18 protein-coding genes are annotated in these 22,935 nt (G+C 44.8%); 4 read left to right on the top strand and 14 right to left on the bottom strand.

Features of this window, described 5'->3' with window-relative positions:
• Positions 1–100: 100 nt before the first annotated feature.
• Both MSG33_RS09485 and MSG33_RS09490 read left to right on the top strand, forming a co-directional pair.
• Positions 101–1,132, top strand: a complete 1,032-nt coding sequence (locus MSG33_RS09485; protein ID WP_047008782.1) for an extracellular solute-binding protein — start codon at positions 101–103, stop codon at positions 1,130–1,132.
• 247 nt (positions 1,133–1,379) lie between these two features.
• On the top strand, positions 1,380–2,417 hold the full coding sequence (locus MSG33_RS09490; protein ID WP_005396470.1) for an extracellular solute-binding protein: 1,038 nt from the start codon (positions 1,380–1,382) through the stop codon (positions 2,415–2,417).
• 90 nt (positions 2,418–2,507) lie between these two features.
• Here the strand turns inward: MSG33_RS09490 and cobB are convergent, their stop codons facing one another.
• On the bottom strand, positions 2,508–3,239 hold the full coding sequence (gene cobB, locus MSG33_RS09495; RefSeq protein WP_046875294.1) for a Sir2 family NAD+-dependent deacetylase: 732 nt from the start codon (positions 3,237–3,239) through the stop codon (positions 2,508–2,510).
• Between the two features lie 118 nt (positions 3,240–3,357).
• Here cobB and MSG33_RS09500 point away from each other — a divergent pair, with 118 nt between their 5' ends.
• Positions 3,358–3,531 (top strand): hypothetical protein, encoded by a 174-nt coding sequence (locus MSG33_RS09500; protein ID WP_012841833.1) that lies wholly within the window; start codon positions 3,358–3,360, stop codon positions 3,529–3,531.
• Between the two features lie 32 nt (positions 3,532–3,563).
• On the opposite strand, the gene MSG33_RS09505 is transcribed toward MSG33_RS09500, so the two are convergent.
• From MSG33_RS09505 to MSG33_RS09560, 12 genes are all read right to left on the bottom strand, one after another.
• Entirely contained in the window at positions 3,564–4,784 is a 1,221-nt protein-coding gene (locus tag MSG33_RS09505; RefSeq protein WP_114322338.1) for an ammonium transporter, read from the bottom strand.
• Between the two features lie 322 nt (positions 4,785–5,106).
• A complete protein-coding gene (locus MSG33_RS09510) occupies positions 5,107–5,988 on the bottom strand; it encodes an immunity 49 family protein (RefSeq protein WP_248380803.1) in 882 nt (293 codons plus the stop codon).
• Positions 5,989–6,004: 16 nt separating this feature from the next.
• Positions 6,005–10,387: an RHS repeat-associated core domain-containing protein gene (locus MSG33_RS09515; protein ID WP_248380805.1), complete on the bottom strand. Its 4,383-nt coding sequence runs from the start codon at positions 10,385–10,387 to the stop codon at positions 6,005–6,007.
• A gap of 423 nt (positions 10,388–10,810) precedes the next feature.
• On the bottom strand, positions 10,811–11,227 hold the full coding sequence (locus MSG33_RS09520) for a hypothetical protein (protein ID WP_248380807.1): 417 nt from the start codon (positions 11,225–11,227) through the stop codon (positions 10,811–10,813).
• Positions 11,211–12,263, bottom strand: coding sequence for a formate dehydrogenase subunit gamma (locus MSG33_RS09525; protein WP_047008778.1), 1,053 nt, complete (start codon positions 12,261–12,263; stop codon positions 11,211–11,213). The genes MSG33_RS09520 and MSG33_RS09525 overlap by 17 nt, the downstream gene beginning before the upstream one ends.
• Positions 12,264–12,277: 14 nt before the next feature.
• Positions 12,278–12,886: a formate dehydrogenase FDH3 subunit beta gene (gene fdh3B, locus MSG33_RS09530; protein ID WP_005377536.1), complete on the bottom strand. Its 609-nt coding sequence runs from the start codon at positions 12,884–12,886 to the stop codon at positions 12,278–12,280.
• An 11-nt stretch (positions 12,887–12,897) separates the two neighbouring features.
• Positions 12,898–15,753 (bottom strand): formate dehydrogenase subunit alpha, encoded by a 2,856-nt coding sequence (locus MSG33_RS09535; protein ID WP_248380808.1) that lies wholly within the window; start codon positions 15,751–15,753, stop codon positions 12,898–12,900.
• Between the two features lie 10 nt (positions 15,754–15,763).
• Positions 15,764–15,964 carry a twin-arginine translocation signal domain-containing protein gene (locus MSG33_RS09540; RefSeq protein WP_005396171.1) on the bottom strand — a complete coding sequence of 67 codons (201 nt, stop codon included), beginning with the start codon at positions 15,962–15,964 and terminating at the stop codon, positions 15,764–15,766.
• Between the two features lie 73 nt (positions 15,965–16,037).
• The gene (locus tag MSG33_RS09545) at positions 16,038–16,664 is read right to left on the bottom strand and encodes a molecular chaperone (protein ID WP_248380810.1); all 627 of its coding nucleotides are present in this window, start codon (positions 16,662–16,664) and stop codon (positions 16,038–16,040) included.
• A gap of 9 nt (positions 16,665–16,673) precedes the next feature.
• Positions 16,674–18,335, bottom strand: a complete 1,662-nt coding sequence (locus MSG33_RS09550) for a 4Fe-4S dicluster domain-containing protein (protein WP_031816373.1) — start codon at positions 18,333–18,335, stop codon at positions 16,674–16,676.
• A gap of 308 nt (positions 18,336–18,643) precedes the next feature.
• Positions 18,644–19,273, bottom strand: coding sequence for a DUF3306 domain-containing protein (locus tag MSG33_RS09555; RefSeq protein ID WP_069518938.1), 630 nt, complete (start codon positions 19,271–19,273; stop codon positions 18,644–18,646).
• Positions 19,263–19,727, bottom strand: a complete 465-nt coding sequence (locus MSG33_RS09560) for a DUF3305 domain-containing protein (protein WP_005396177.1) — start codon at positions 19,725–19,727, stop codon at positions 19,263–19,265. Before MSG33_RS09560 ends, MSG33_RS09555 begins: the two co-directional genes overlap by 11 nt.
• Positions 19,728–20,052: 325 nt before the next feature.
• Between MSG33_RS09560 and MSG33_RS09565 the strand changes: the two genes are divergently transcribed.
• Positions 20,053–20,886, top strand: a complete 834-nt coding sequence (locus MSG33_RS09565) for a formate dehydrogenase accessory sulfurtransferase FdhD (protein WP_005396179.1) — start codon at positions 20,053–20,055, stop codon at positions 20,884–20,886.
• Between the two features lie 362 nt (positions 20,887–21,248).
• On the opposite strand, the gene MSG33_RS09570 is transcribed toward MSG33_RS09565, so the two are convergent.
• Positions 21,249–22,841 carry an ABC-F family ATPase gene (locus MSG33_RS09570; RefSeq protein ID WP_005396183.1) on the bottom strand — a complete coding sequence of 531 codons (1,593 nt, stop codon included), beginning with the start codon at positions 22,839–22,841 and terminating at the stop codon, positions 21,249–21,251.
• Positions 22,842–22,935: the final 94 nt, after the last annotated feature.

Raw genomic sequence — 22,935 nt, forward strand, 5'->3', positions numbered from 1 at the left:
CAGCCGTTAACATCACGAAACAGAATGGTTACATGCCATTCTGTTTTTCTATCTACCGTCCAAAATGATTTGGACAACGTTTGGTTTGGAGCTAACGTCAATGAAAAAATGGGCTACTCTATTAGCTGGTAGTGCATGTGCGCTTTCTCTGTTCTCAGGTTCAGCGGCAGCGGACGATAAAGAATTGGTATTTATGAACTGGGGGCCTTACATCAACAGTAATATCCTAGAGAAATTTACCAAAGAAACTGGTATCAAAGTGATCTACTCGACTTACGAGTCGAATGAAACTTTGTACGCAAAGCTAAAAACTCATAACCAAGGTTATGACCTAGTGGTACCTTCAACGTACTTCGTAGCAAAAATGCGCGATGAAGGTATGCTACAAAAGATCGATAAGACTAAGCTGAAAAACTTCGGCAACCTAGATAAGAACTATCTAGACAAGCCTTACGATCCAAATAACGACTACTCTATTCCACACGTTGTTGCGATTACAGGTCTAGCGGTTAACGCAGATATGTACGATCCAAACGACTTCCAAAGCTGGGCAGATCTATGGAAGCCTGAGCTTGAAGGTCAAGTAATGCTGATGGACGACACTCGTGAAGTCTTCCACATCGCACTTCGTAAACTCGGCTATTCAGGTAACTCAAAAGACCCTAAACAAATCGATGAAGCGTACGCTGAGCTACAAAAGTTGATGCCAAACGTTCTAGTTTTCAACTCTGACAACCCAGGCGCACCTTACATGTCTGGTGAAGTGGGCGTTGGTATGCTTTGGAACGGCAGCGCTGCAGCTGCTCAAAATGAAGGCCTAAACCTTAAACTCGTATTTCCTAAAGAAGGCGGTATCGGTTGGGTTGACAACTTCGCTATCTCTTCCGGTGCGAAGAACGTAGAAGCAGCTCACAAGATGATCGACTTCCTACTACGTCCAGAAATCGCAGAGCAAATCTCACGTGATACTGGTTACTTAACAGCGGTAGAGGAATCGAACGCTAAGTTTAAAGATGTTGCACCGCTATTTCCTTCTCAAGAAGATCTTGATCGAGTGGAATGGCAAGATGCGGTTGGTGATCTAACCGTTAAGTACGAAGATTACTTCCTAAAGCTGAAAGCGGGACAGTAATCGAGCTTGTGTAACAAGTCATCGACTAAAAGAAAATAGGCAGCAATACGCTGCCTATTTTTGTAATTGACTGATATAATTATGCGTTGCTAGGTTTATCTGGCTCGATGTCTAGTTTTATCTTCTCACAAAGCGGAGATACAGCCCTCGAGCTAAATAAACAGATTTGTGCTTACTGCGATTTGGATCAACTTGATAACTCCAGCTAGTATTGACTTGTCCAATCGCGAAACAAAACGGAAAACAAATGAAAAGTAAATTCTACGCAAGCGCTCTATGTGCAGCGACGCTCATCGCTACCCCTGCAATGGCTGCTGATCAAGAACTGTATTTCTACAACTGGTCGGAATACATTCCAAACGAAGTTCTTGAAGACTTTACAAAAGAAACTGGAATCAAAGTTATTTACTCTACATATGAATCTAACGAGAGTATGTACGCAAAACTTAAAACCCAAGGTTCTGGTTACGACTTGGTAGTACCGTCTACCTATTTCGTCTCTAAAATGCGTAAAGAAAGCATGCTGCAACAGATCGACAAAGAGAAATTGTCTCATTTTGCCGATCTTGATACTAACTTCCTTAACAAGCCGTTCGATCCGAACAACAACTACTCTATCCCTTACATTTGGGGTGCGACAGGTATTGGTATCAATGCTGACATGCTAGACAAATCATCTGTTACTAAGTGGGATGATTTTTGGGATAGCAAGTGGGAAGGTCAACTAATGTTGATGGATGATTCTCGCGAAGTATTCCACATTGCATTGACTAAGCTTGGTTACTCACCAAACACGACTAACCCAGAAGAAATCAAAGCCGCTTACGAAGAACTGAAAAAGCTAATGCCAAACGTATTAGTATTTAACTCAGACTTTCCTGCAAACCCTTACCTAGCGGGTGAAGTTTCACTTGGTATGCTTTGGAATGGTTCTGCTTACATGGCTCGTCAAGAAGGCGCGAACATCGACATCATCTGGCCAGAAAAAGGAACGATCTTCTGGATGGACAGCCTGGCAATTCCAGCTGGCGCGAAGAACGTTGATGCGGCTCATAAGATGATTGACTTCTTACTGCGCCCAGAAAACGCAGCTAAGATCGCACTAGAGATTGGTTACCCTACTCCAGTGAAAACGGCACACGAACTGCTACCGAAAGAATTTGCTAACGATCCAAGCATTTTCCCACCACAAGAAGTGATGGACAGCGGTACTTGGCAAGATGAAGTTGGCGAAGCGAGCGTAATGTACGATGAGTACTTCCAAAAGCTAAAAGTGAACAACTAATTCGTTAGTTTTAAAGATATGAAAAAGCGGCTCATGAGCCGCTTTTTTTGTTCTTAATGACAAGACAAAAGCTCTCCTCTGTGAGAATTATTACGCTCTTTCTTTTCCTTCTAGAGCCAGTATCTCGTCAACTAATTTTGGAACCTCGACGCTTGCTTTTCCGTAGCGTTTTTCCTCAAATTCACTTTCTACCGCACTAGGCTCGAGGTTAATTTCGATGGTGTGCGCGCCATGCATTTTTGCATCATGAACAAAACCTGCTGCGGGATATACGACGCCAGAAGTCCCGATAGAAATAAATAAATCAGCTTCTTCTAATGCTGCGTAGATATCCCCCATTCGTAGTGGCATTTCACCAAACCAAACAATATGTGGTCGCATTTGTGACGGGATCTGACAGCAGTGACAAAGCTCACCAGTCTTAATGTCCTCACTATGTTCTATAACTTGGTTTGATTCACTGCATCTCGCTTTTAAAAGCTCACCGTGCATATGAATGACGTTATGGCTACCGCCTCTTTCGTGAAGGTTGTCTATATTTTGAGTGATGACCGTCACTTTACCTTCTAACTCAGCCTCTAGACGACCCAGTGCCTTATGCGCGGCATTCGGCTGTATCGCATTGTCTTGAAGTTTCTTGCGGCGTTGGTTGTAAAAGTCTTGAACAAGGTCCGGATCGCGAGCAAACCCTTCAGGTGTTGCTACATCTTCAATACGGTGATTCTCCCAAAGGCCATCTTGCGCACGAAATGTTTGAATACCAGATTCGGCCGAGATACCTGCACCAGTAAGTACTACAATATTTCTATAAGGGAAATTCATAACTCATCCTTGCTGTTTTTTCATTAGCTTAACACTGAAAGAATAGCAACAGTAGTAATATGGATTAGACCATGGTCGTAATGGTCACTATTAGAATTACAATTTAAGAGGAACAGCAATGAGACAAGTATCTCTAGCGCTTATATTACTTACGACTTTAGCAGGTTGCCAACTAACCAATGTTGAAGGCGAAGTGGACGACGTAAAAGTAAGAGTCAGCACCAATGACGATAACCATCGTGGTAATGGAGATTTCTGTCCCCCTGGCCAAGCAAAAAAAGGCAATTGCTAAAAGAGCGGCTTTACGCCGCTCCCACATTGGCCTCAATCCTCGTTGGTAGAAGATATTTTATGAATGGCTAGGTCAGCGCCATTGAATTCGTCTTCTTCCGAAAGCCTTAGTCCCATACTGGCATTGATCGCGCCGTAGACTGCAAGTGCCCCAATCACTGCGATAGAAATGCCCAAAAGCGTTCCTAGAAGCTGAACGAGAAAGCTCACGCCACCTAGCCCACCCAACGCGCTTTGACCAAAGATCCCCGCAGCAATACCACCCCAAGCGCCACATAAACCGTGTAAAGGCCAGACACCCAACACATCATCAATCTTGGTTTTGTTTTGTAGGTAGGTAAAAAGATAAACAAATAGCACGCCAGCAATCGCACCTGTCACTAAAGCACCGATAGGATGCATTAAGTCTGAGCCCGCACATACAGCAACCAAGCCAGCTAGTGGGCCGTTATGAATAAAGCCGGGGTCATTCTTACCAGCCAACAATGACGCGACAATGCCTCCGACCATTGCCATCAATGAGTTCATAGCCACCAAGCCACTTATGCCTGACACGGTTTGAGCTGACATGACGTTGAAGCCAAACCACCCCACACATAAGATCCAAGCTCCCAAAGCCAAAAACGGAATATTCGAAGGTGCAAAGTTGGTATGCTTTCCTGCTCGAACTCTGCCTTTTCTCATGCCCAAAAACACAACGGCAACCAACGCTATCCAGCCGCCAACACCATGTACAACGACTGAACCTGCAAAGTCGTGAAAGCCATAACCAAAGGTATTTTCAAACCAAGCTTGAACACCAAAGTTTCCGTTCCAGATCATTCCCTCAAATAACGGGTATACGATGCCGACAGTGAAAAATGTTGCGATTAGAATCGGATAAAAACGAGCTCGCTCTGCGATACCACCAGAAACAATAGCAGGAATCGCTGCAGCGAAGGTCAGCAAGAAAAAGAACTTCACCAACTCGTAACCATTGCCTTGAGATAACGTCTCTGCATCAGCAAAGAAGGTGCCGCCATAAGCGACCCAGTATCCAATGAAAAAATACGCAATGGCGGAAATACCGAAATCGGCCAAGATTTTAACTAAAGCATTAACTTGGTTCTTTTGGCGCACGGTTCCTACTTCAAGAAAAGCAAAACCAGCATGCATCAAAAAAACCATGATTGCGCCAAGTAGTAAGAAAAGTGTGTCGGAACTTTGCGTGAGAGTTTGTACAGCGCCGTGTACCTGATTGGCAGTTACACTCATTATGATTGTCTCCGTTGATCTGTAGCGCACTTATCCTGTGCATCAAAGTTAGGCTCATCACCAATTTGGTGAACTTAATTTATAGAGCGTCTAACAGAGCAATTCTCATTCCATAATTTACATTTCTAACACTTACACTTTAATTTATTGTTTTGTATGAACTTTAATAAAATTAGGCATTCTTGAAATGGTGCTTAACACGCTAATAAATGCACCAATATGGTTTTAGTGCACCAACATAATGCGCACCATATAGCTCAACAAAACGTAAAAGCCACCTCATGAGAGGTGGCTTATATACTGAATTGCTAACTAAAGGAGTTTATCGAGTGATCTTCCCTGCTTTTACATCTTCTAGCCAACGTCCTTCGACAAGATAGGGAGGAAGCCAACCAGTTTCAATAGATAAACGGTTGCCTTTGTCGTACCACATACAGGCCATGCCAAGAAGAGGGAAGTTAATAAAAGTTCGGATGCCTATCCTGTCGGGTCCTAATTCTCGAAGATGATATTTTTCTTGGAGTTGTAGGTTTTTAACGAGCACTTCCTCAAAATCATAACCAATGTCGGTGGTAAGCGCTGCGAAGGTTTCTAGAATCCCCATCGCAATTTCCAACGCCCAATTATCCCCTTGAGCTACCGCTGCGTCCATTGCTGCAACCAGCTTATCAGGATAATCCGATGTGCGGTTGTGGAACGACTGAATGACGTCTACTAGCATATAAGACAGCTCACCCGCTTTGGTAGAGCTCTGTCTCATCAAAGAAATCGGAAAGTTCGCCAACACATTCATGCTAGCTTCGTCACGAACGATGACAGAGGTAAAATACGCATCTAGCCACATTGAGGGACAAATGAAGCCTGTTTTTAAAATACCTTCGCCTTTCCAAGTTATTTCAGGATGATCAGGTACCTTAACCGTCAAAGGGCTTTCAGGTTTTTGAGCCAGTCGATGATAGCTAGCTTGCATTATCGAGGCTTCAAATAGACGCAGCGTTCCTATTCGGTCATTTAGTTCAGACACTGGAAACAAAGTATATAACCTAACTTGCTCCCAAACCCCGTCTGTTAGATATATCAAGTTTTCGCGCTTTATTGTGATACGATGTTTTCTTTTCTCTAAGTTTTTTTCTATTTGTTTTGTATAGTAATTAAGTTCCTCAGTATTCAACTCGTAGGCTGCTTTTCTATTTATCTTTTTCATACTAACTGTACTTCCCTTAACCTAATTCTTCGAGGCTAATATCAAACTCTTTTACATTCACTTTAGATACGCCATCTGAAGCATCAATTTCTGCTTGGGTATGTAAATACCTGACTGGAATATCATCTTGCACTGCTGATGTAATTTCGTCTGCAGCAGCTCTTTCTGTTGTACCAGCTTTTTGTTCAGACATTAATTTAACGATTTGCGCCGCATATTTGCTTGTCCCTTGTTGATATGCTTCATTGCCAATTTTACGGCTACCGAGCGAACTGCTGCCACCTTTAGCCTCAACAATTATAATTTCACCAGGTGGTGGCTCTTCCACCTTGTAAACCATATCAAAGTCGCCCGGCTTCGAAATTGAAGTTCCAATATCTTTGGGATGAATTAGCTTAGCATTAGGACATTTACTCCGAACAAAATCATCCGCCGCCAATTCACCAATTTTTGCCGATTGTTTATTGATTTTACCTATTTGCGCGTTATATCCATCTTGACCAGTCCGAGCGTCCATTGCCTTTTGACGTTCCACTAAACACTCTTCAATCTTCTCTTTACACTCTTCAGAGAGTTTGTATTTATCATTATCGTTGAATTTTGAGTTCTCTTTGTAATCCGCTTCATTAAGCACTAGCTCCTCGGTTAAGATAGTACAACCTTCATCTCCACCGACTTTCTCTGAGTCAAAAACATGCGCATTTACAAATTCCTCAATCCCAACAACATACTGCACTTCGTGTCTGGTGCCATCTGAGTGATTGATATGACGATAAAAAGTAATCTCGTTCTTCTCACAATCAATATGGTCTAAATCGTATTCATATCGAATATTGTTTTTACCATTGGGTTTTCGGATTTTGACTTGCGAGCGAACGCCATCTTCTCCGACAGATGACTCTTTTGCTGCCTCTAAAATCTGATCACAAACCTCTTGGGGAACGTTGTTTTGCGCCTGATACTCAGCCAGCATTTGTTGTAAGCGTTTTAGCCCTTCTTCACACAAGAAGCCTGTTGGGTCAATCCACTGGATAGGGTTGACTGCGTATTGGTAATGATTAATACCACCAGCAATAGATATCGGATCTTGTTGGATAAAGCGTCCTAGCTTAGGATCGTAATACCGAGCGAGGTTGTAATGTAAGTTGGTTTCTTGATCGAAATACTGCCCTTGAAAACGTAATGGATTTACTACTTTTTCAATATGTACATGAGCAAAGCCGTGAGCATCGTAACTTGCACTCCATACAACATTCCGTTCGCAATCGATTAGTCGTTCTGGCTTACCAACTTGATCGCACTGGTACCAATAAATAACGTCATTCTCTAACAGTGCCACTGGCGTGTAGGTTTCTGGTTGATATAGGTACCAGCGGAAAGCACCTGAAGAGCGTTCACCAATTAAACGTTCACCTTCCCACAAGAACTCTGTAACGCATTTTTGTGTAATTTTCTTCGTTCTGCGCCCTAGAGCATCATATTCATATTGACTGATGCAATCGTCGGTGTGAACTTCAATGAGCTGATTTAACGCATCAAACACTCGAGTCTGAACGTGTCCTTGCCCCTCACGTTTTGTCTGATTTCCTTGCGCGTCATATTTGAACCGGACATCATCGTGCACTTCAATACGATCAGCGAATACCTCTGAAGTTGGCAAAGTAGGATTGCCAAAACTATCGTATTCAAACTTAGTCACTTCTCCGGAAGCATTGACTCGTTTCAGTTGCCCTAAGGCATCGTACTGATAATGCGTTGCTCCTGCCGTATTATCAATGATTGATGAAATGCGGTTTTGCGCGTTGTAAACGTACTTTTTCTCTCTATCTGGCCAATGTTGTTCAACCAAACGACCAACACCATCATAAATGATGCGCTCATTAAAATGTGCCGTTTTAATTTGCGAAACTCGTCCCATTTCATCGTAATGAAATTTGATTTGAGGTAAATCTAGGTTTCCAAATCGAATCGCTGAAAAACGCCCATATCGATCATAAGAGAAGTTCAGCTCCGTATTATCTGGCAGTACCTGAGATACGCGTTGGCCAACTCTGTTAAACTCCTGCGCTATCTCAAACTGACCTTGAAGGCGCTTTGTTAAATGCCCGAATGAAGAGTATTGGTATTGCAATGTTTGATGGCGATTGGATGCGAAAGTAAGTCGCCCACCAAACGTATAATTGAAGTGGTTCTCTACAATACTGCTACCATTTCCTGCTTTGACGTGCTTGAGATAACCCGCAGCGTCATAGCGGTACAGCACGGTCCTATCGGCGACTTGCTTACGATGGATGCGCCCCATATCGTCATAATCAAATTGGCTTTGTAGATTATCAAACCCAACAGTTCCTGATAGCTGGCCTTCATCGTCATACAGGAATTCGAATTCTAAGCCGTCACTCCGAACTAATTTAGTCAGGTTACGTTGTTGATCGTATTCATAAGAAATATGGCTGCCATCGGGGAAGATGACTGCTTCTTGTTGCGCGAGTGCTCCCCACTGATACGAGGTAATGCCTGCTGGCGTTCGAATCTGAGCAACACGGCTGTGCTCATCGTAAGAATATTCTTCGCTATAACCGACTTTGTCTTCGTCGTTAAAATAACGAACTGATGTACGCCTGCCAAATTGATCATAAGCGAGTTGAGCAATACACCCATCGGGATAAGCGACGCCATTCACTAGATCTTCTTCGTTATAGCTGTAACGAAGTAATGTACCGTCTATTTCATTCGCGATAAGTCTTTGTTGTTCATCCCACCACCACTGACTTTTCTTACCATCTTCAGACTCTTTTTTGACGACTTGACCGTGTTTATCGTAATCATATTCCGTGACACAGCCGAACTGATCGGTATCCCAAACTCTTTGACCGAGGCTATTGTAGTAAGCCTTCTCGATATCCCCGTCAGGTGAAACCGTTTTAACTAACTTACCTAAGCCGTCATAACCATATTGAATTTCTTTGCCAGAGGAATGAAACTTAGAAACTAATTGACCATGCTGATTATATTGATAATTGACCGTTGACTGATCAGGATAGATAGCTTGTGCTTTTCGTCCTAATTCATCATATTGCCATCGCCAAGTTTTACCGGTGGGGCTTATTTTCTCGAGTAAGTTACCCTGCTCGTCATGCAAGAAAGACCATTGATGATCTAACGAGTCAGAATAAGAAGAATGATTTCCCTGATAATGGAAGCGATAGTCATAAATTCCTGCGTCCCCAACGTTCCTGATGCATTTCGCGTTAGCACCTTCGCCATCCCATTCAAAATAATGAGTAAAGCCAGTTGGTCGTACACGCTTAACAATTAAATGGCCGCGGTATTGGTACTGTTCCTTCAAGCCCAAATGATTGGTTGCACTGACCAAATCATCGTGCTCATCATAGGTATAAGTTGTCAGAACTTTTTGGGACTTTGCATTAAGCAGCTCTACAAGGCGTCCTTGCTTATCATATTGACATTCAAGAACCGGACGCTTGTTATATGCAATCTCGATCAATCGATGGTTTCGAGAATACTGCAGTTGAAACGTTGAAAACGTGCCATTTCTGACTTGTTTAACAAGCCAACGATCATCTTTCTGTTCAAATCGATATTGATGCCCATTAGCGAGCGTCACGATCCGAGTTGCTGAATTTAGGAAATAACAGCTCGCACCAGCGTATATCTGGTAACTTGTCGCTCCAATATCTACTGGCTCAAATTCTGTGATATCTGCCTTATCGTCAACAAACTTCCAAGCGATAACATTGTCTTTCTCGTCGGTCTTCTCGTGCAATTCAAACTGAAATGCATGTCGCCAACCAAAGCCCATTCCATGATTTACATCCGACTGCGATGAGCGGTAAGTACGCTGCCAAGTAGTACCTTGTTGTAGCTCGATATCATAGAGTTCGAGAATTTCTTCACCCGTCACAAGTGATACAGGATCACCGGCTTTCTCATGTTTTTCGCTACTTTGTTGTTGAGGCTTAGCAGATGCGGCACTTCTTCCACTCTTTTTATTCGACTTCCCCTTTCCCTTCGATGGTTTTGCATTGACGGTATTTTGAGTCGGTGGAGGCGTAACCGCAGAGGAGAGTGCGTAGTTTTCTCCGGTCGGTACAATTCGAGCAACATGCAAGTCACCGTTCACCAAAGCATTGGCAAACGTTGAATTATAGTGTTGGGAAGTAAGCTCACCGTCAGGTATGTTTGGCTTGAATTGACCAATCAAATAGAACAAGTCTTCGACAGAGCGAAGGTCAAGCTCACCAAAGCTCTCAAGAAACTCTATTGCCTCTTGTTTGGTCACGAATGTTTTAGGTTCGCCGCTAGTAAGTAACTGACCAGAGAAGTGATAACTTTCGCCAAAGCGATTCGTGATAGGAATGACGAATTGAGGGATCATAGCCGTAACGTGTTTGTCCTTTTCTTACCTTGCCGCATCATTTAATGCTCGTTTCGCTCTTTTTATTTGTGAGAGCAAGATGCCTTAGTCAAACATCCTCCGATAGAGATTCCTCTGTATGCGTAGACTGAATGTATTGATGGCAATTTTCACGTATGCAACTCTTTGAATTTCTGAGCGCAGCGTACTTTAACGGGACGATGAATCCTGAGTAAATGAACAATAGCGTGAGTGAGACTAATGTCTCATCGCGACGCGATTTTTTTACATGTTTCTTACTTAACTATGATTTTCTGCCCAGTTACGTAAATTCACTCAATAAGTTGCATCAAGTATCACCTGTGGGACTCAGCGCTTCATATTTGAGACATGACAGCAACAAAAAAACCGCCTATTACGGCGGTTTTGCTTAAAGAATACTGATTAAAGGTTTGGACCTGTCGATGGTCTGTGTGGTTGGTTATTGCGCAGTTGTTGCATCCCTTGAAACATTCGCATAAACCACACCAAGATGGCTAATGCAGCAAACACCATCCCTATCCAAGGAATAAAGTAAGCGATGGTTTCAAGCAAAGTACTATGCAACCAATAATCACTCACGCCAACGAGTACACCGTTAGAAGTCGCGACGGTGACGATCAACACAACAAAAAACGTCAGGTAGAGAAAGAAGGTACGAATTAAACCGTAGTAATGAGAAATCACTACGTCGCTGTCTTCTCCCTTATCTAATCGGTAACCAGCATAGATAATTGCGATAACGCCTGAGATCAGAAACGTAAACGGGGTCAGACAGCTCAGGATGTACGTAACCCAAATCCCGTTATGAGGTTTGTTCATTCGCTTTCGCTCCTTTTGCTTCCGTTTGTGCCGTATCTGTTTCGCCCATCGCTTCTTTGGACTTCACTTCTTCATACCAAAGATCGTGGTGTTCTTTCGCCCATGTCTCGTCAACTTCACCAGTCACCATGCCTTCTAACGCACCTTCCATACCAAATAGACCAATATAGATGTGGAAGATAAAGCCACAGATTAGAATCAGTGCCGAAATCGCGTGAACTAAGTTAGAAAGCTCCATGTCACGGCGAGTTTGGCCAAAGATAGGAAAATCTAGAACTAAGCCACTCACTGCCGCGATAGCACCAAAGAAGATCAATAACCAATAGATTGCCTTCTCGCCACCGTTTGAGAAACCAGCTGACGGATGTGTGCCTTTGTGTTTACCAACCATACCGCCCATTTTCATGAACCAACGAACATCAGTCATGTTTGGAATCGACTTGCGCCACCATTTAAAGAGCACGAGCATCAGCAAAATGAAGAACAATGGTCCCATGTAATTGTGGTACTGCTTCGCCAACATGACGATAAAGCCCCAGAACTCAGTAGGAACGTACGGTTTTAAGAAGTGCTTACCGTAAACCAGCATCAAACCACTGAATGCCAACGTTAAGAATGTAAACGCCATACTCCAGTGAAGCGCGCGGTCTAAACGAGACCAACGTTTCATCTTTCTGCCAGTACGCGGCTTGCTAAGCATTAAAGGGCCAACGAGTACGTAAGCCATGATTACCATTGCAATACTGCCGAAAATCGCGACAGCACCAGCGGGAGACATCCATTTCTCTTTTAGAATGTACCAAGTCTCACCAGGTTTACTGATCAATACGCCATGTTCTGGCGATTGAGACGTGGTATAGCCCTCTTGCCCCTCTCTGACCTCGCGCCAATAGTCTGCCCCGGCGAGTTGCGTAATCTCCTGTTGAATAACTTTAGAAGATTGTTCCTCTGCTGAAGCAGGCATTGCAAAAGTCAGCAGCAATGCCGTCATCATTGACAGCATTGCTAGAGATGCACGTTTAAGCGTGTTTAACATGTGCCTCTCCTTACTTAGCTTTTCGTCGCATCGTAAGAAAGATCGTTTCCGTCTGTCCAACCTGCGTTTTTCGCGCCGCGTTCTACCACACGTTGACGGAAAATGTCAGAGACTTTCTCTGCGTCACCCGCAAGCAGCGCTTTGGTTGAACAAAGCGATGCACACATCGGTAACTTGCCTTCTGCGATACGGTTCGCACCGTATTTTTGACGTTCTTCCTCAGAGCCAGGCTCTGTTTCTGGGCCGCCCGCGCAGAAAGTACATTTATCCATTTTGCCACGTTCACCAAACGCCTCTTGTTTAGGAAATTGAGGTGCGCCAAACGGACAAGCAAACAAACAGTAACCACAACCGATACACAGATCTTTATTATGAAGAACGATGCCGTCTTCGGTATGTTCGAAACAATCAGCTGGACAAACTGCCATACAAGGCGCATCGGTACAGTGCATACAAGCAACAGAGATAGAGTTTTCACCAGCTTCACCGTCGTTTAGTGTTACCACGCGGCGACGTTGAATGCCCCATTCAAGCGCATCGTCGTTTTCGTTCTTACATGCAGTAACACAGCCGTTACACTCGATACAGCGTTTGGTGTCACATAGAAATTTCATTCGTGCCATTGTCAGACTCCTTACGCTTTACGAATGTTACATAGGGTTACTTTGGTTTCCTGCATCAAGGTAACCGGGTCGTAACCGTAAGTGGTTGCCGTGTTGGCCGATTCGCCAACAACGTAAGGCTGTGTACCTTCTGGGTATTTAGGACGTAGGTCTTCACCTTCGAACTTACCGCCAAAGTGGAACGGAATGAACGCCAAGCCAGGTTTCACACGACGTGTAACCATCGCTTTCACTTTGATGCGTCCCTTCTCTGCACCTTCAACCCAAACATCATCACCATCTCTAAAGCCAAGATCGTTCGCGTCTTTCGGATTCACTTCAACAAACATTTCTTGTTGAAGCTCGGCAAGCCATGGATTTGAACGCGTCTCTTCACCACCACCTTCGTATTCAACCAGACGACCAGAAGTCAGAACGATTTGGTACTCGCCAGATTTGTCTTGCTCTTGAATGGATTTATACAACGTAGGAACACGGAAGATGGCATCTTTGTCGTCCCAAGTTGGGTAGTCCGTTACAAGGTCACGACGTGGTGTGTATAGTGGTTCACGATGCAGCGGTACGCGGTCTGGGAACGTCCAAACAATCGCACGCGCCTTCGCGTTACCAAATGGAATGCAACCGTGCTTGATCGCGACACGCTGAATACCGCCAGAAAGGTCAGTCTTCCAGTTTTTACCCTCCGCTGCCGCTTTCTCTTCAGCAGTTAGATCGTCCCACCAACCAAGTTGTTTCAATAACTTGTCAGTGAACTCTGGGTAACCATCTTTGATTTCACAGCCTTTCGAGTAGCTGTCTTCTGCAAGAAGGCTCTTGCCTTCAAATTCCACACCAAAGCGCGTACGGAAGTTACCGCCACCTTCTGCAACCGTCTTAGACGTATCGTACAGAATGTGTGTACCTGGGTGTTTCATTTCCGGTGTACCCCAACATGGCCAAGGTAGACCGTAGGTTTCACCGTTCACAGGGCCACCTTCCGCTTCCAATGTGGTTTTGTGGAACGTATGCCAGTTTTGTTGGTGCGCTTTCAAACGCTCTGGGCTTTGGCCTGTGTAACCAATCGTCCACATGCCTTTGTTGAATTCACGCGTTAGGTCTTCAATAACTGGCTGGTTGTTTTCAACACGGATGTTTTTGAACAGAAGATCTGAATAGCCCAGTTTCTTCGAAAGCAGGTACATGATTTCGTGGTCTGGTTTTGATTCGAACAAAGGTTCAATAACCTGATCACGCCATTGTAGAGAGCGGTTAGAAGCGGTAACACTGCCGTATGTTTCAAACTGCGTTGTTGCAGGAAGCAGGTAAACGCCGTCGGTACGGTCGTTCATTACCGCAGCAACCGTTGGGTATGGGTCCACGATCACCATCATGTCCAGCTTCTGCATCGCTTTTTTCATCTCAACACCACGTGTTTGAGAGTTCACTGCGTGTCCCCAGTAGAACATTGCACGGATGTTTTCGCGTTGACGAATGTTGTCTTTGTTTTCCAGTACACCATCCACCCAACGGGATACAGGAATACCTGCACTGTGCATTGGTTTCTGACCGCTATAAGCGTTGTCATCGAAACGACCTTTAATCCATTCGTAATCGATTTCCCACACTTTTGACCAATGACGCCAAGCGCCTTCAGAAAGGCCGTAGTAGCCCGGTAGCGTGTCAGAAAGTACGCCAAGGTCGGTTGCGCCTTGTACGTTATCGTGACCACGGAAGATGTTTGCGCCGCCGCCTGATTTACCAATGTTACCAAGTGCTAGCTCAAGCACACAGTAAGCACGTGTGTTATTGTTACCGGTAGTATGCTGAGTACCACCCATACACCAAACGATACAGCCTGGGCGATTTTCAGAAAGCAGTTTTGCTGTTTGGTAAACGTCTTCTTCGCTTACGCCTGTTACACGCTCAACTTCTGCTGGCGTCCACTTCGCCACTTCAGCACGGATCTCATCCATACCGAATACACGTTGACGGATGAACTCTTTATCTTCCCATTGGTTTTCGAAGATGTGCCACAACACACCCCAAATGAATGCAACGTCAGAACCAGGACGAAGTGATACATAGTGATCCGATTTTGCTGCCGTACGTGTACGACGAGGATCCGCTACGACGATCTTACAGTTGTTCTTCTCTTTCGCGATCAGAATGTGCTGCATCGCTACTGGGTGTGCTTCAGCTGGGTTTGAACCAATAAACAGCATCGACTTACAGTTGTGCATGTCATTGAAAGAGTTGGTCATCGCACCGTAACCCCAAGTGTTCGCTACACCCGCCACGGTTGTTGAGTGACAAATACGCGCTTGGTGGTCAACGTTGTTAGTGCCCCAAAGTGATGCCATTTTGCGGAACAAGTACGCTTGTTCGTTGCTGTGCTTTGCGCTTCCCAAGAAGTAAACCGAATCAGGGCCAGACTCTTTGCGGATGTCCATCACCTTGTTACCGATTTCTTCGATCGCTTGATCCCAAGAAAGCTTTTTCCACTTACCGTTTTCAAGCTTCATTGGGTATTTAAGACGGCGCTCACCGTGACCATGTTCACGCAGTGCGGCGCCTTTTGCACAGTGACCACCGGCGTTAAATGGGTGGTCGAATGCAGGCTCTTGACCCGTCCAAACACCATTTTGAACTTCTGCGTAAATACCACAACCCACTGAACAGTGAGAACAGATAGTACGTTTCACTTCTGTTTTCGCTTCTGGATCGACTGATTTTGCTTGCGCTTTTTTCATCATTCCCGGTGCGAATAGACTAGCACCAACCACTGCGCCACCAGCGGCAAGCGAAGTGTTTTTCATGAATGCACGACGAGATACGCCAAGCTGGTTCGTTTCTTTGCTCACACTGTCGGAGCGTTTGACAAGTTTCATCCGTTATCTCCTAAAGTGTGTCGTAGTAATCGCGAATGTGTTGAGTTTCACGATACCCTTTCTTCTTCACGTCTTTTTCAGAAGGCTCAACCGTTTCTGAAGCAACGGCCACTTTCGTGGTTCCCGCAACAACAGCACCAGCAACGGCAGCGGTTGTGAAGCCTTTTAGGAGATCCCTACGGCTTGTGTTTATTTCTTTATTATCTTTCATCATTGCTTCCTTACCTTACGGTAGATCTTTGGAGACTCATGCCTCTCTATCGATATGACCAAGTACTGCTCGATTACTCGTAATCAGTGACGTTTTTCACATCAATTTTTAATTTGCTCTTACTGCTTTTGGTGTTCACGCTAAAGCGCACTTGCTCTAACGTTAAAAATGCATCGCAAAGCTGTGCAGCTGGCTTGTAGAAGTTCACGCTTTCTGCGCTCTCTAGTTGGCGCGTAAAAGATTGGAACCAAGGGGCGATGTGTTTGTTAAACACCGCTTGTTGAAGTTCTTCCTCTTCACCTGTCAGCATTGCCATCACTTCGCACAGTGCAGAAATATGGTCTTCAGGCTCTTTCACGTTCTCTTCTCGTTCGATGCCTAAAAGATCCAAATCGCGACGAATTTCCGCTAACGGTTTTTCCATCATCGAGCCAGTGCGATGCCAAGATCCGAATGGCACAACTTCACCACGTCCAATGCCAATAAACAGATCTTGATATTCTTCTTCTAACGCTTCTCGCTGCGCTTCGTTCGCGGCTTGTTGCAGTGCGAGCCAAGCTTTTTGCATCGCGCTCTCAGACGGTTCAATTTCTAGCGATTTCAAGAACGCCAGCATTTCATCACTTGGCGCACTACGAAAAAGTGCGGATAGAACGAGATAAATGTCCGTTCTCAGTGTTTGTTCTTGTTGTGTATCCACTGCGAGCTCCTAGTATTTCAATTGATTCATTGGATCAGCAGCCATCGACTCAAACATGTCGATCACACGACAGTCTTCACACATGGCGATGCGATTAATGGCGGCTTCATCAGAGAAATGAGAATGACCACGAAGCTTGTTTTGCAGCATGTCGATCATCGATTGCGGAGCAAAAGGCTTGTGACAGCGAATGCACTCGGCTGCCTTTTCTTCATGAATCACAACCGCTTTCTGGCGTTCTTCTTTCACCCAGTTCATACGAGGAGTAAGCGTCAGCACTTTCTCTGGACACGCTTTCTCGCACAGCCCACATTGAATGCAGTCTTGCTCGACGAATTTAAGCGACGGAGATTGTCCGTCCGTATGCAATGCACGCGTTGGACACACCGCCACACAGCTCATGCACAACGTACAATCTTTGCTTTCACAAGAAACCGTGCCGTAAGGTGCATTCGCTGGCAGTTCAACAATGTTCTCAACTGGAATACGCGATGCTGACAACGCATCCAACGCCGTAAATAGACGCTGACGTTTGTTACCTTGCAAATCACCTAATGCCAAATCAAAAGACTCGGTACAAAGTGTCGGAGCACCTTCACGTAGTGATTCTAGATACAGAATGTCGATGGTTTCTTTGGCGATACCAAGCTGGTCGAGCAGCTCTTGAGCAATACCTACTTCGCTATTCAGCACACGAATAATGGTTTGCGGCATAAAACGCGAAGCCGCAAACAGCACCTGAGTGGCACCGTTCACAAGCGCAGCGAACCAAGTATCTATACCAACCGAAGGCAGTTCTTCCACCACAATTGGAATCACATTATCTGGCAATGCTTTTAGTGCCATCACGTTGTAGCTCTCGTGGCGAGAACTGCAAATCAATACGATAGGCTCTAAACCACCCGCTTGCTCATAGTTGGCGAGCGTACGTTCAATAAACTTTTGCGTATCTTCAGGGTTTGGCAGTGCGTAATGAATCGCTTCTGTCGGACACGCTGTAGCACAAGTACCGACGCCTTGACATAGGTATGGGTTGATCTCGATGCGATGGCCCGTTTTGTCGCTGCCTTCACTAGATAGTGCCCCTGCCGGACAAGCATCCACACACCGTTCGCAACCTTTTACGCCACGAGAGCTGTGTGCACATAAATCGGTATCTAAACGGAAGAATTTCGGTTTATCGAACGTCCCCATTAAGGTTGGAATCTCTTCCAACGCTTCAGCCAGTTTCGGATAGCCACGACCTACTGGGTAGTAGCCCGGTACTGGGACTTCTTCCGACATGCAGCTGTTAAGGCAAAGATCGAGTACGATATCGAAACAATCGCTATTGATCGCGACCTTGGCAAGATTGTTGGTCGAACCATGATTTTCAATCAGAACTTCAAACGTACCTAAGAACCCTGAAACCTGAACCGAATTGGCGTAATAAAGCTCGGGATTTGTGCCCTTTTCGCCATCGGTAGAAAGCAGCGTTAGGCTGTTCATTTGCGACAATTGCGCTGCCGCACTTTCGATGATTGCCGTTGGGCCCACAATCAAAGTATTACCGCCGCTTTCATAGCTTACGGTTGGTGGAATAAGATTGGTCAACTCTACGGTATTTTCGAAAGCGTACAGCCTCGCTTTACCGTTATTGGAAGTTGCTTGTTCTAATAATTGTTTCAGCATTGCTCAATTCCATTTATGAACATGGATAGTCTTTTCCATCTCTTAGTGTAGTTAGCGCCGGAGATTCTGCTGATTATCTTATCAATGAGCATTCTTATTCCGCCATCTATAGGCGATGAATACTACGCAGTGCGTCCGTGCTAACTTCAACCAGATTGGTATTGAGCAACAAATAGCAAATGTCATGCCAATAAAATATCAATTAAAATTCAATCACTTAGACATTTTACCGGCAAATAGTAGGGATAAAAAAACCGGTTGAGACATTTTGTCCCAGCCGGTTCATTGAGTGTTTAGTCAAAATGTACCTATTCTTTGTGTGGTATATTTTGTCTCACCTCGTTAGGCGGTGATTCCTCAGCAAAAGTATCACTTTCACCAGATACTGTATTTATATACAGTTCGTTTTCATCTTGGGTAATTCCGGCACTTTTTTCGGCGTTTAGTTCTGAGTCTTCAACCACCTCAGATGCGATATCGTCAGCGTTAAGTTCAGATCCTTGCGCCGTTTCAGCGTCTGGTTCTTCTTCCACTTTTTCTTTAACCCAATCACGCAGCGTCTCTGCGACGTCTTTAGAAAGTGACTTTAAGTTACTGTAATCATCATCGTAATCGTCTAGGCCATCACGCACGTTAAATTCTTCGGACAAGAACATTTTGCGCAGCGCGGCTTTCTTAACACTTTCTGAAGCTTCAGAAACCAGCAGTTGCGCCACAGACATTTCTTCGGGCTTTTCAGTCTCTACACTCGCGGTAATGTCTGGTGACTGACTAACCTCGTTGACGTTCAAAGCGTCTGAGCTTTCGTCAGCGTTTGAAAGCGCTGTGACACAATCTTCGGATTGCTCCGTCTCTGCTATCGGCGTGATCTCTTCATCATGTTGGGAAGGTTCTTCTAATTTACGTTTCGACCAACGGCTTAAAAAACTAGTTGCCATTTGCTCTGCCCGCTCCTTTGCGTTTCTTACGTCTTACTTCTAACAACTCACCGTGGCGACCGATGAAGGCTTCCATCCAAGCCTGAACGGCTAACGGCATATCGTTGGATAGTACAAGATTGTCGCCATCCATATATTGCGCCGCGACAGATTGTGAAGCCGTTAGTAACTGTATCGCTGGTTTTTCACCAGACTCGACGTTATCCATCACTAAAAAAAGTTTAGGTTGCTGAGAGCTTAAGTTAAAGCGGTAGTCTGTACGCTCGTCTTTGTGCAGTTGCAATAGACAAACATCAGGAGTCTCTTCCGTCGGATTTAGCGCAAATCCCGTCAACTGCCATTGGGTTGTCACCCAAATCCCTGTACTGATCTCATGCTCAACAAGCTCTACGCCAATTGGCCATGCGTCTTCAGTCTTCTCGTAATTGTTCTCGAAATCTTTCTTATCCGACATAACTCACCCAGTTTTTCTATTTTGGTCTGAAAGCAAGCAGGACACTTTGACCTTACTTTCGACCATTTTATTGACTTATAAGCAATAAACGAGCCACACTGATAAAGCTTAGCCTATTCATGTCCTCTGGCTATAAGTACCAAACTAGCCGAAACTCAAATGTACTGATGTGTCATTACTGCGAACTCGCAGTTTTAATGCGTTGTTGACATAAAACCTCGCAATTATTGTGGGAACCGCTATTTTGGAACGAGATTTGCTTTGCTAACCACTTAGCAAGCTAAATGCGTAGCAACCTAACGCTCTTAATCACTAGGACACGACTGTGCTGAAACCAAATATTATTAAAACCAGTGAAAATCCCCTGCAAACCATTGAAGTCGATGTGTACGACGAGTACGGCGAAAAGCTCACGAAGCAAATCGCGTGCGAGCGCCCTCTTACGGTCATGCTGAACTGGAAAGAAGTGGTCACGCTCATGACGCTAGGTTCGCGTCCAGAAGCGTTAGTACTGGGTTATTTGAAAAACCAAAGCTTCCTGTCCGATCCAGCAGCGATTGAATCCGTCATTATTGACTGGGAAACGCATTCCGCAGCGGTGATTACTAAAGAAAATACCGAACATTTAGAAGGCGCTCTGAAAAAGAAAACCGTCACATCTGGCTGTGGTCAAGGCACCATGTATGGCAACGTGATGAAGCAGCTTGAAAACTACCAAGTGCCTCAAGTTCCGCTTAAACAATCAGAAATCTATTCCGCACTAGAAGCGCTTACTCATTACAACGACACCTACAAAAAAGCAGGTGCGGTGCATGGCTGTGCGGTTTGCAAAGGCAATGAGGTATTGTCATTTGTGGAAGATGTCGGCCGCCACAATGCAGTGGATACGCTTGCAGGTGAGATGTGGCTCAAAGAAGAAACAGGTGAAGATAAAATTTTCTACACAACTGGTCGCCTTACTTCAGAGATGGTGATTAAAGTGGCCCAAATGGGCATTCCTGTTCTGCTTTCTCGCTCTGGCGTTACTCAAATGGGGTTAGATCTTGCGAAACAATTTGGCATTACGACGATTGCGCGAGCAAAAGGTTTACGCTTCCAAGTATTTACCGGAGCCGACAAGATTGAGTTTGATGTGAAAGGCGAAAGTGCATCTCGTTGACGAGAAAATAATACAAAACCGTCGATTCGTGTAAACTTATAACAATTGGGATAAGTAAATCATCACGTTATGAAGGCTTAATTAAACGATATAAGTCAGAAATAGCAACATGTGTTGTAGCAATAACAACGCTTGCTTTAATTGATGCTAACTACAGCTCATTCACAAAGGATGTGAACTATGGACAATGACCAACTGTGGAATTTTTTGCTCACGCCCAGTGGCATCATGCTCTCAATGATCATTACATTTGGTGTCGTCGGCATATATGCGTATATAACCGGTCAGTTTAAGGATTAAGACCAATTAAAAAAGCCTCGCTAAATAGCGAGGCTTTTGCTTTTTAAACGCTTTACGAGTAATTACGCGTCAACGCCACGAGATTTTAGGAACTCAGAATACGTGCCTTTGAAGTCCGTGATCTTGCCATCGCGGATTTCGATAATACGCGTTGCTAGCGAGTCTACGAATACACGGTCGTGAGATACGAAGAACAACGTGCCTTTGTATTGCTCAAGCGCGGTGTTCAAAGATTCAATCGATTCCATGTCCATGTGGTTGGTTGGTTCGTCCATTAGCAGCATGTTTGGCTTGTGCATCATCAGCTTACCAAGCAGCATACGACCTTGCTCACCACCAGACAGTACTTTTACTGACTTTTTAATGTCGTCTTGACCAAACAGCATACGACCAAGGAAACCACGAACGACTTGCTCGTCATCACCTTCTTGACGCCATTGACCCATCCAATCCGTTAGGTTCATGTCTTCTGCAAAGTCATGCGCGTGGTCTTGCGCGTAGTAACCGATGTTTGAGTTTTCAGACCATTTGTACTCACCCGCACGCGGTTCAAGCACACCAGCAAGCGTGTTTAGAAGTGTTGTTTTACCCACACCGTTCTCACCGATGATCGCAACGCGCTCACCCACTTCAAAAATTGCACTGAAGTCTGAGAACAAGTCCTCTTCGAAACCTTGGCTTAGGTTTTCAACAATCAGAGCGTTACGGAACAGCTCTTTCGACTGTTCGAAACGAATGAATGGGTTTTGACGGCTAGACGCTTTAACTTCATCCAGTTTGATCTTGTCGATTTGCTTAGCACGAGATGTCGCTTGTTTTGCTTTCGATGCGTTTGCTGAGAAACGTGCAACGAACGTTTGTAGCTCAGCAATTTGTGCTTTCTTCTTCGCGTTGTCGTTTAATAGACGTTCACGAGCTTGAGAAGCTGCTGTCATGTACTCATCATAGTTACCTGGGTAAATGCGCAGTTCACCGTAATCCAAGTCAGCCATGTGCGTACATACTGAGTTTAGGAAGTGGCGGTCGTGCGAGATGATGATCATGGTGCAGTTACGCGCATTTAGCGTGTCTTCCAACCAACGGATCGTATCCATGTCCAAGTTGTTGGTAGGTTCGTCAAGCAGCATAACGTCTGGGTCTGCGAATAGAACTTGCGCTAGAAGCACACGAAGTTTCCAGCCCGGCGCCACTTCACTCATTAGGCCGAAGTGCTGCTCCATTGGAATACCCACCGCAAGAAGAAGCTCGCCCGCTTTGGCTTCTGCCATGTAGCCGTCCATTTCCGCAAACTGAACTTCTAGGTCAGCCACTTTCATGCCGTCTTCTTCACTCATTTCAGCAAGTGAGTAGATACGGTCACGCTCTTTCTTCACTTCCCATAGCTCTTTATGACCCATGATAACGGTATCGATTACCGTAAATTCTTCGTAAGCGAACTGGTCCTGGTTTAGTTTTGCAACGCGCTCGTTTGGATCGTAACTCACGTTACCGCTGGTTTGCTCAAGCTCGCCGCTGAGGATCTTCATAAAGGTTGATTTACCACAACCGTTAGCTCCAATTAAGCCGTAGCGATTACCTTCGCCGAACTTAACTGAAATGTTTTCGAATAGCGGCTTAGCGCCGAATTGTTGAGTAATATTCGCTGTGGAGATCAAAACCTTTACCTTAGCAATTGGGGTGTATTTAGAAAAACCGGGCAACGGTACTTGTTCATGCTACATACTGCAAGTGTTGTTTTTATTAATTCAT

The sequence above is a fragment of the Vibrio sp. 1CM7H genome (assembly GCF_023161645.1).
Taxonomy (GTDB): Bacteria; Pseudomonadota; Gammaproteobacteria; order Enterobacterales; family Vibrionaceae; genus Vibrio; species Vibrio diabolicus.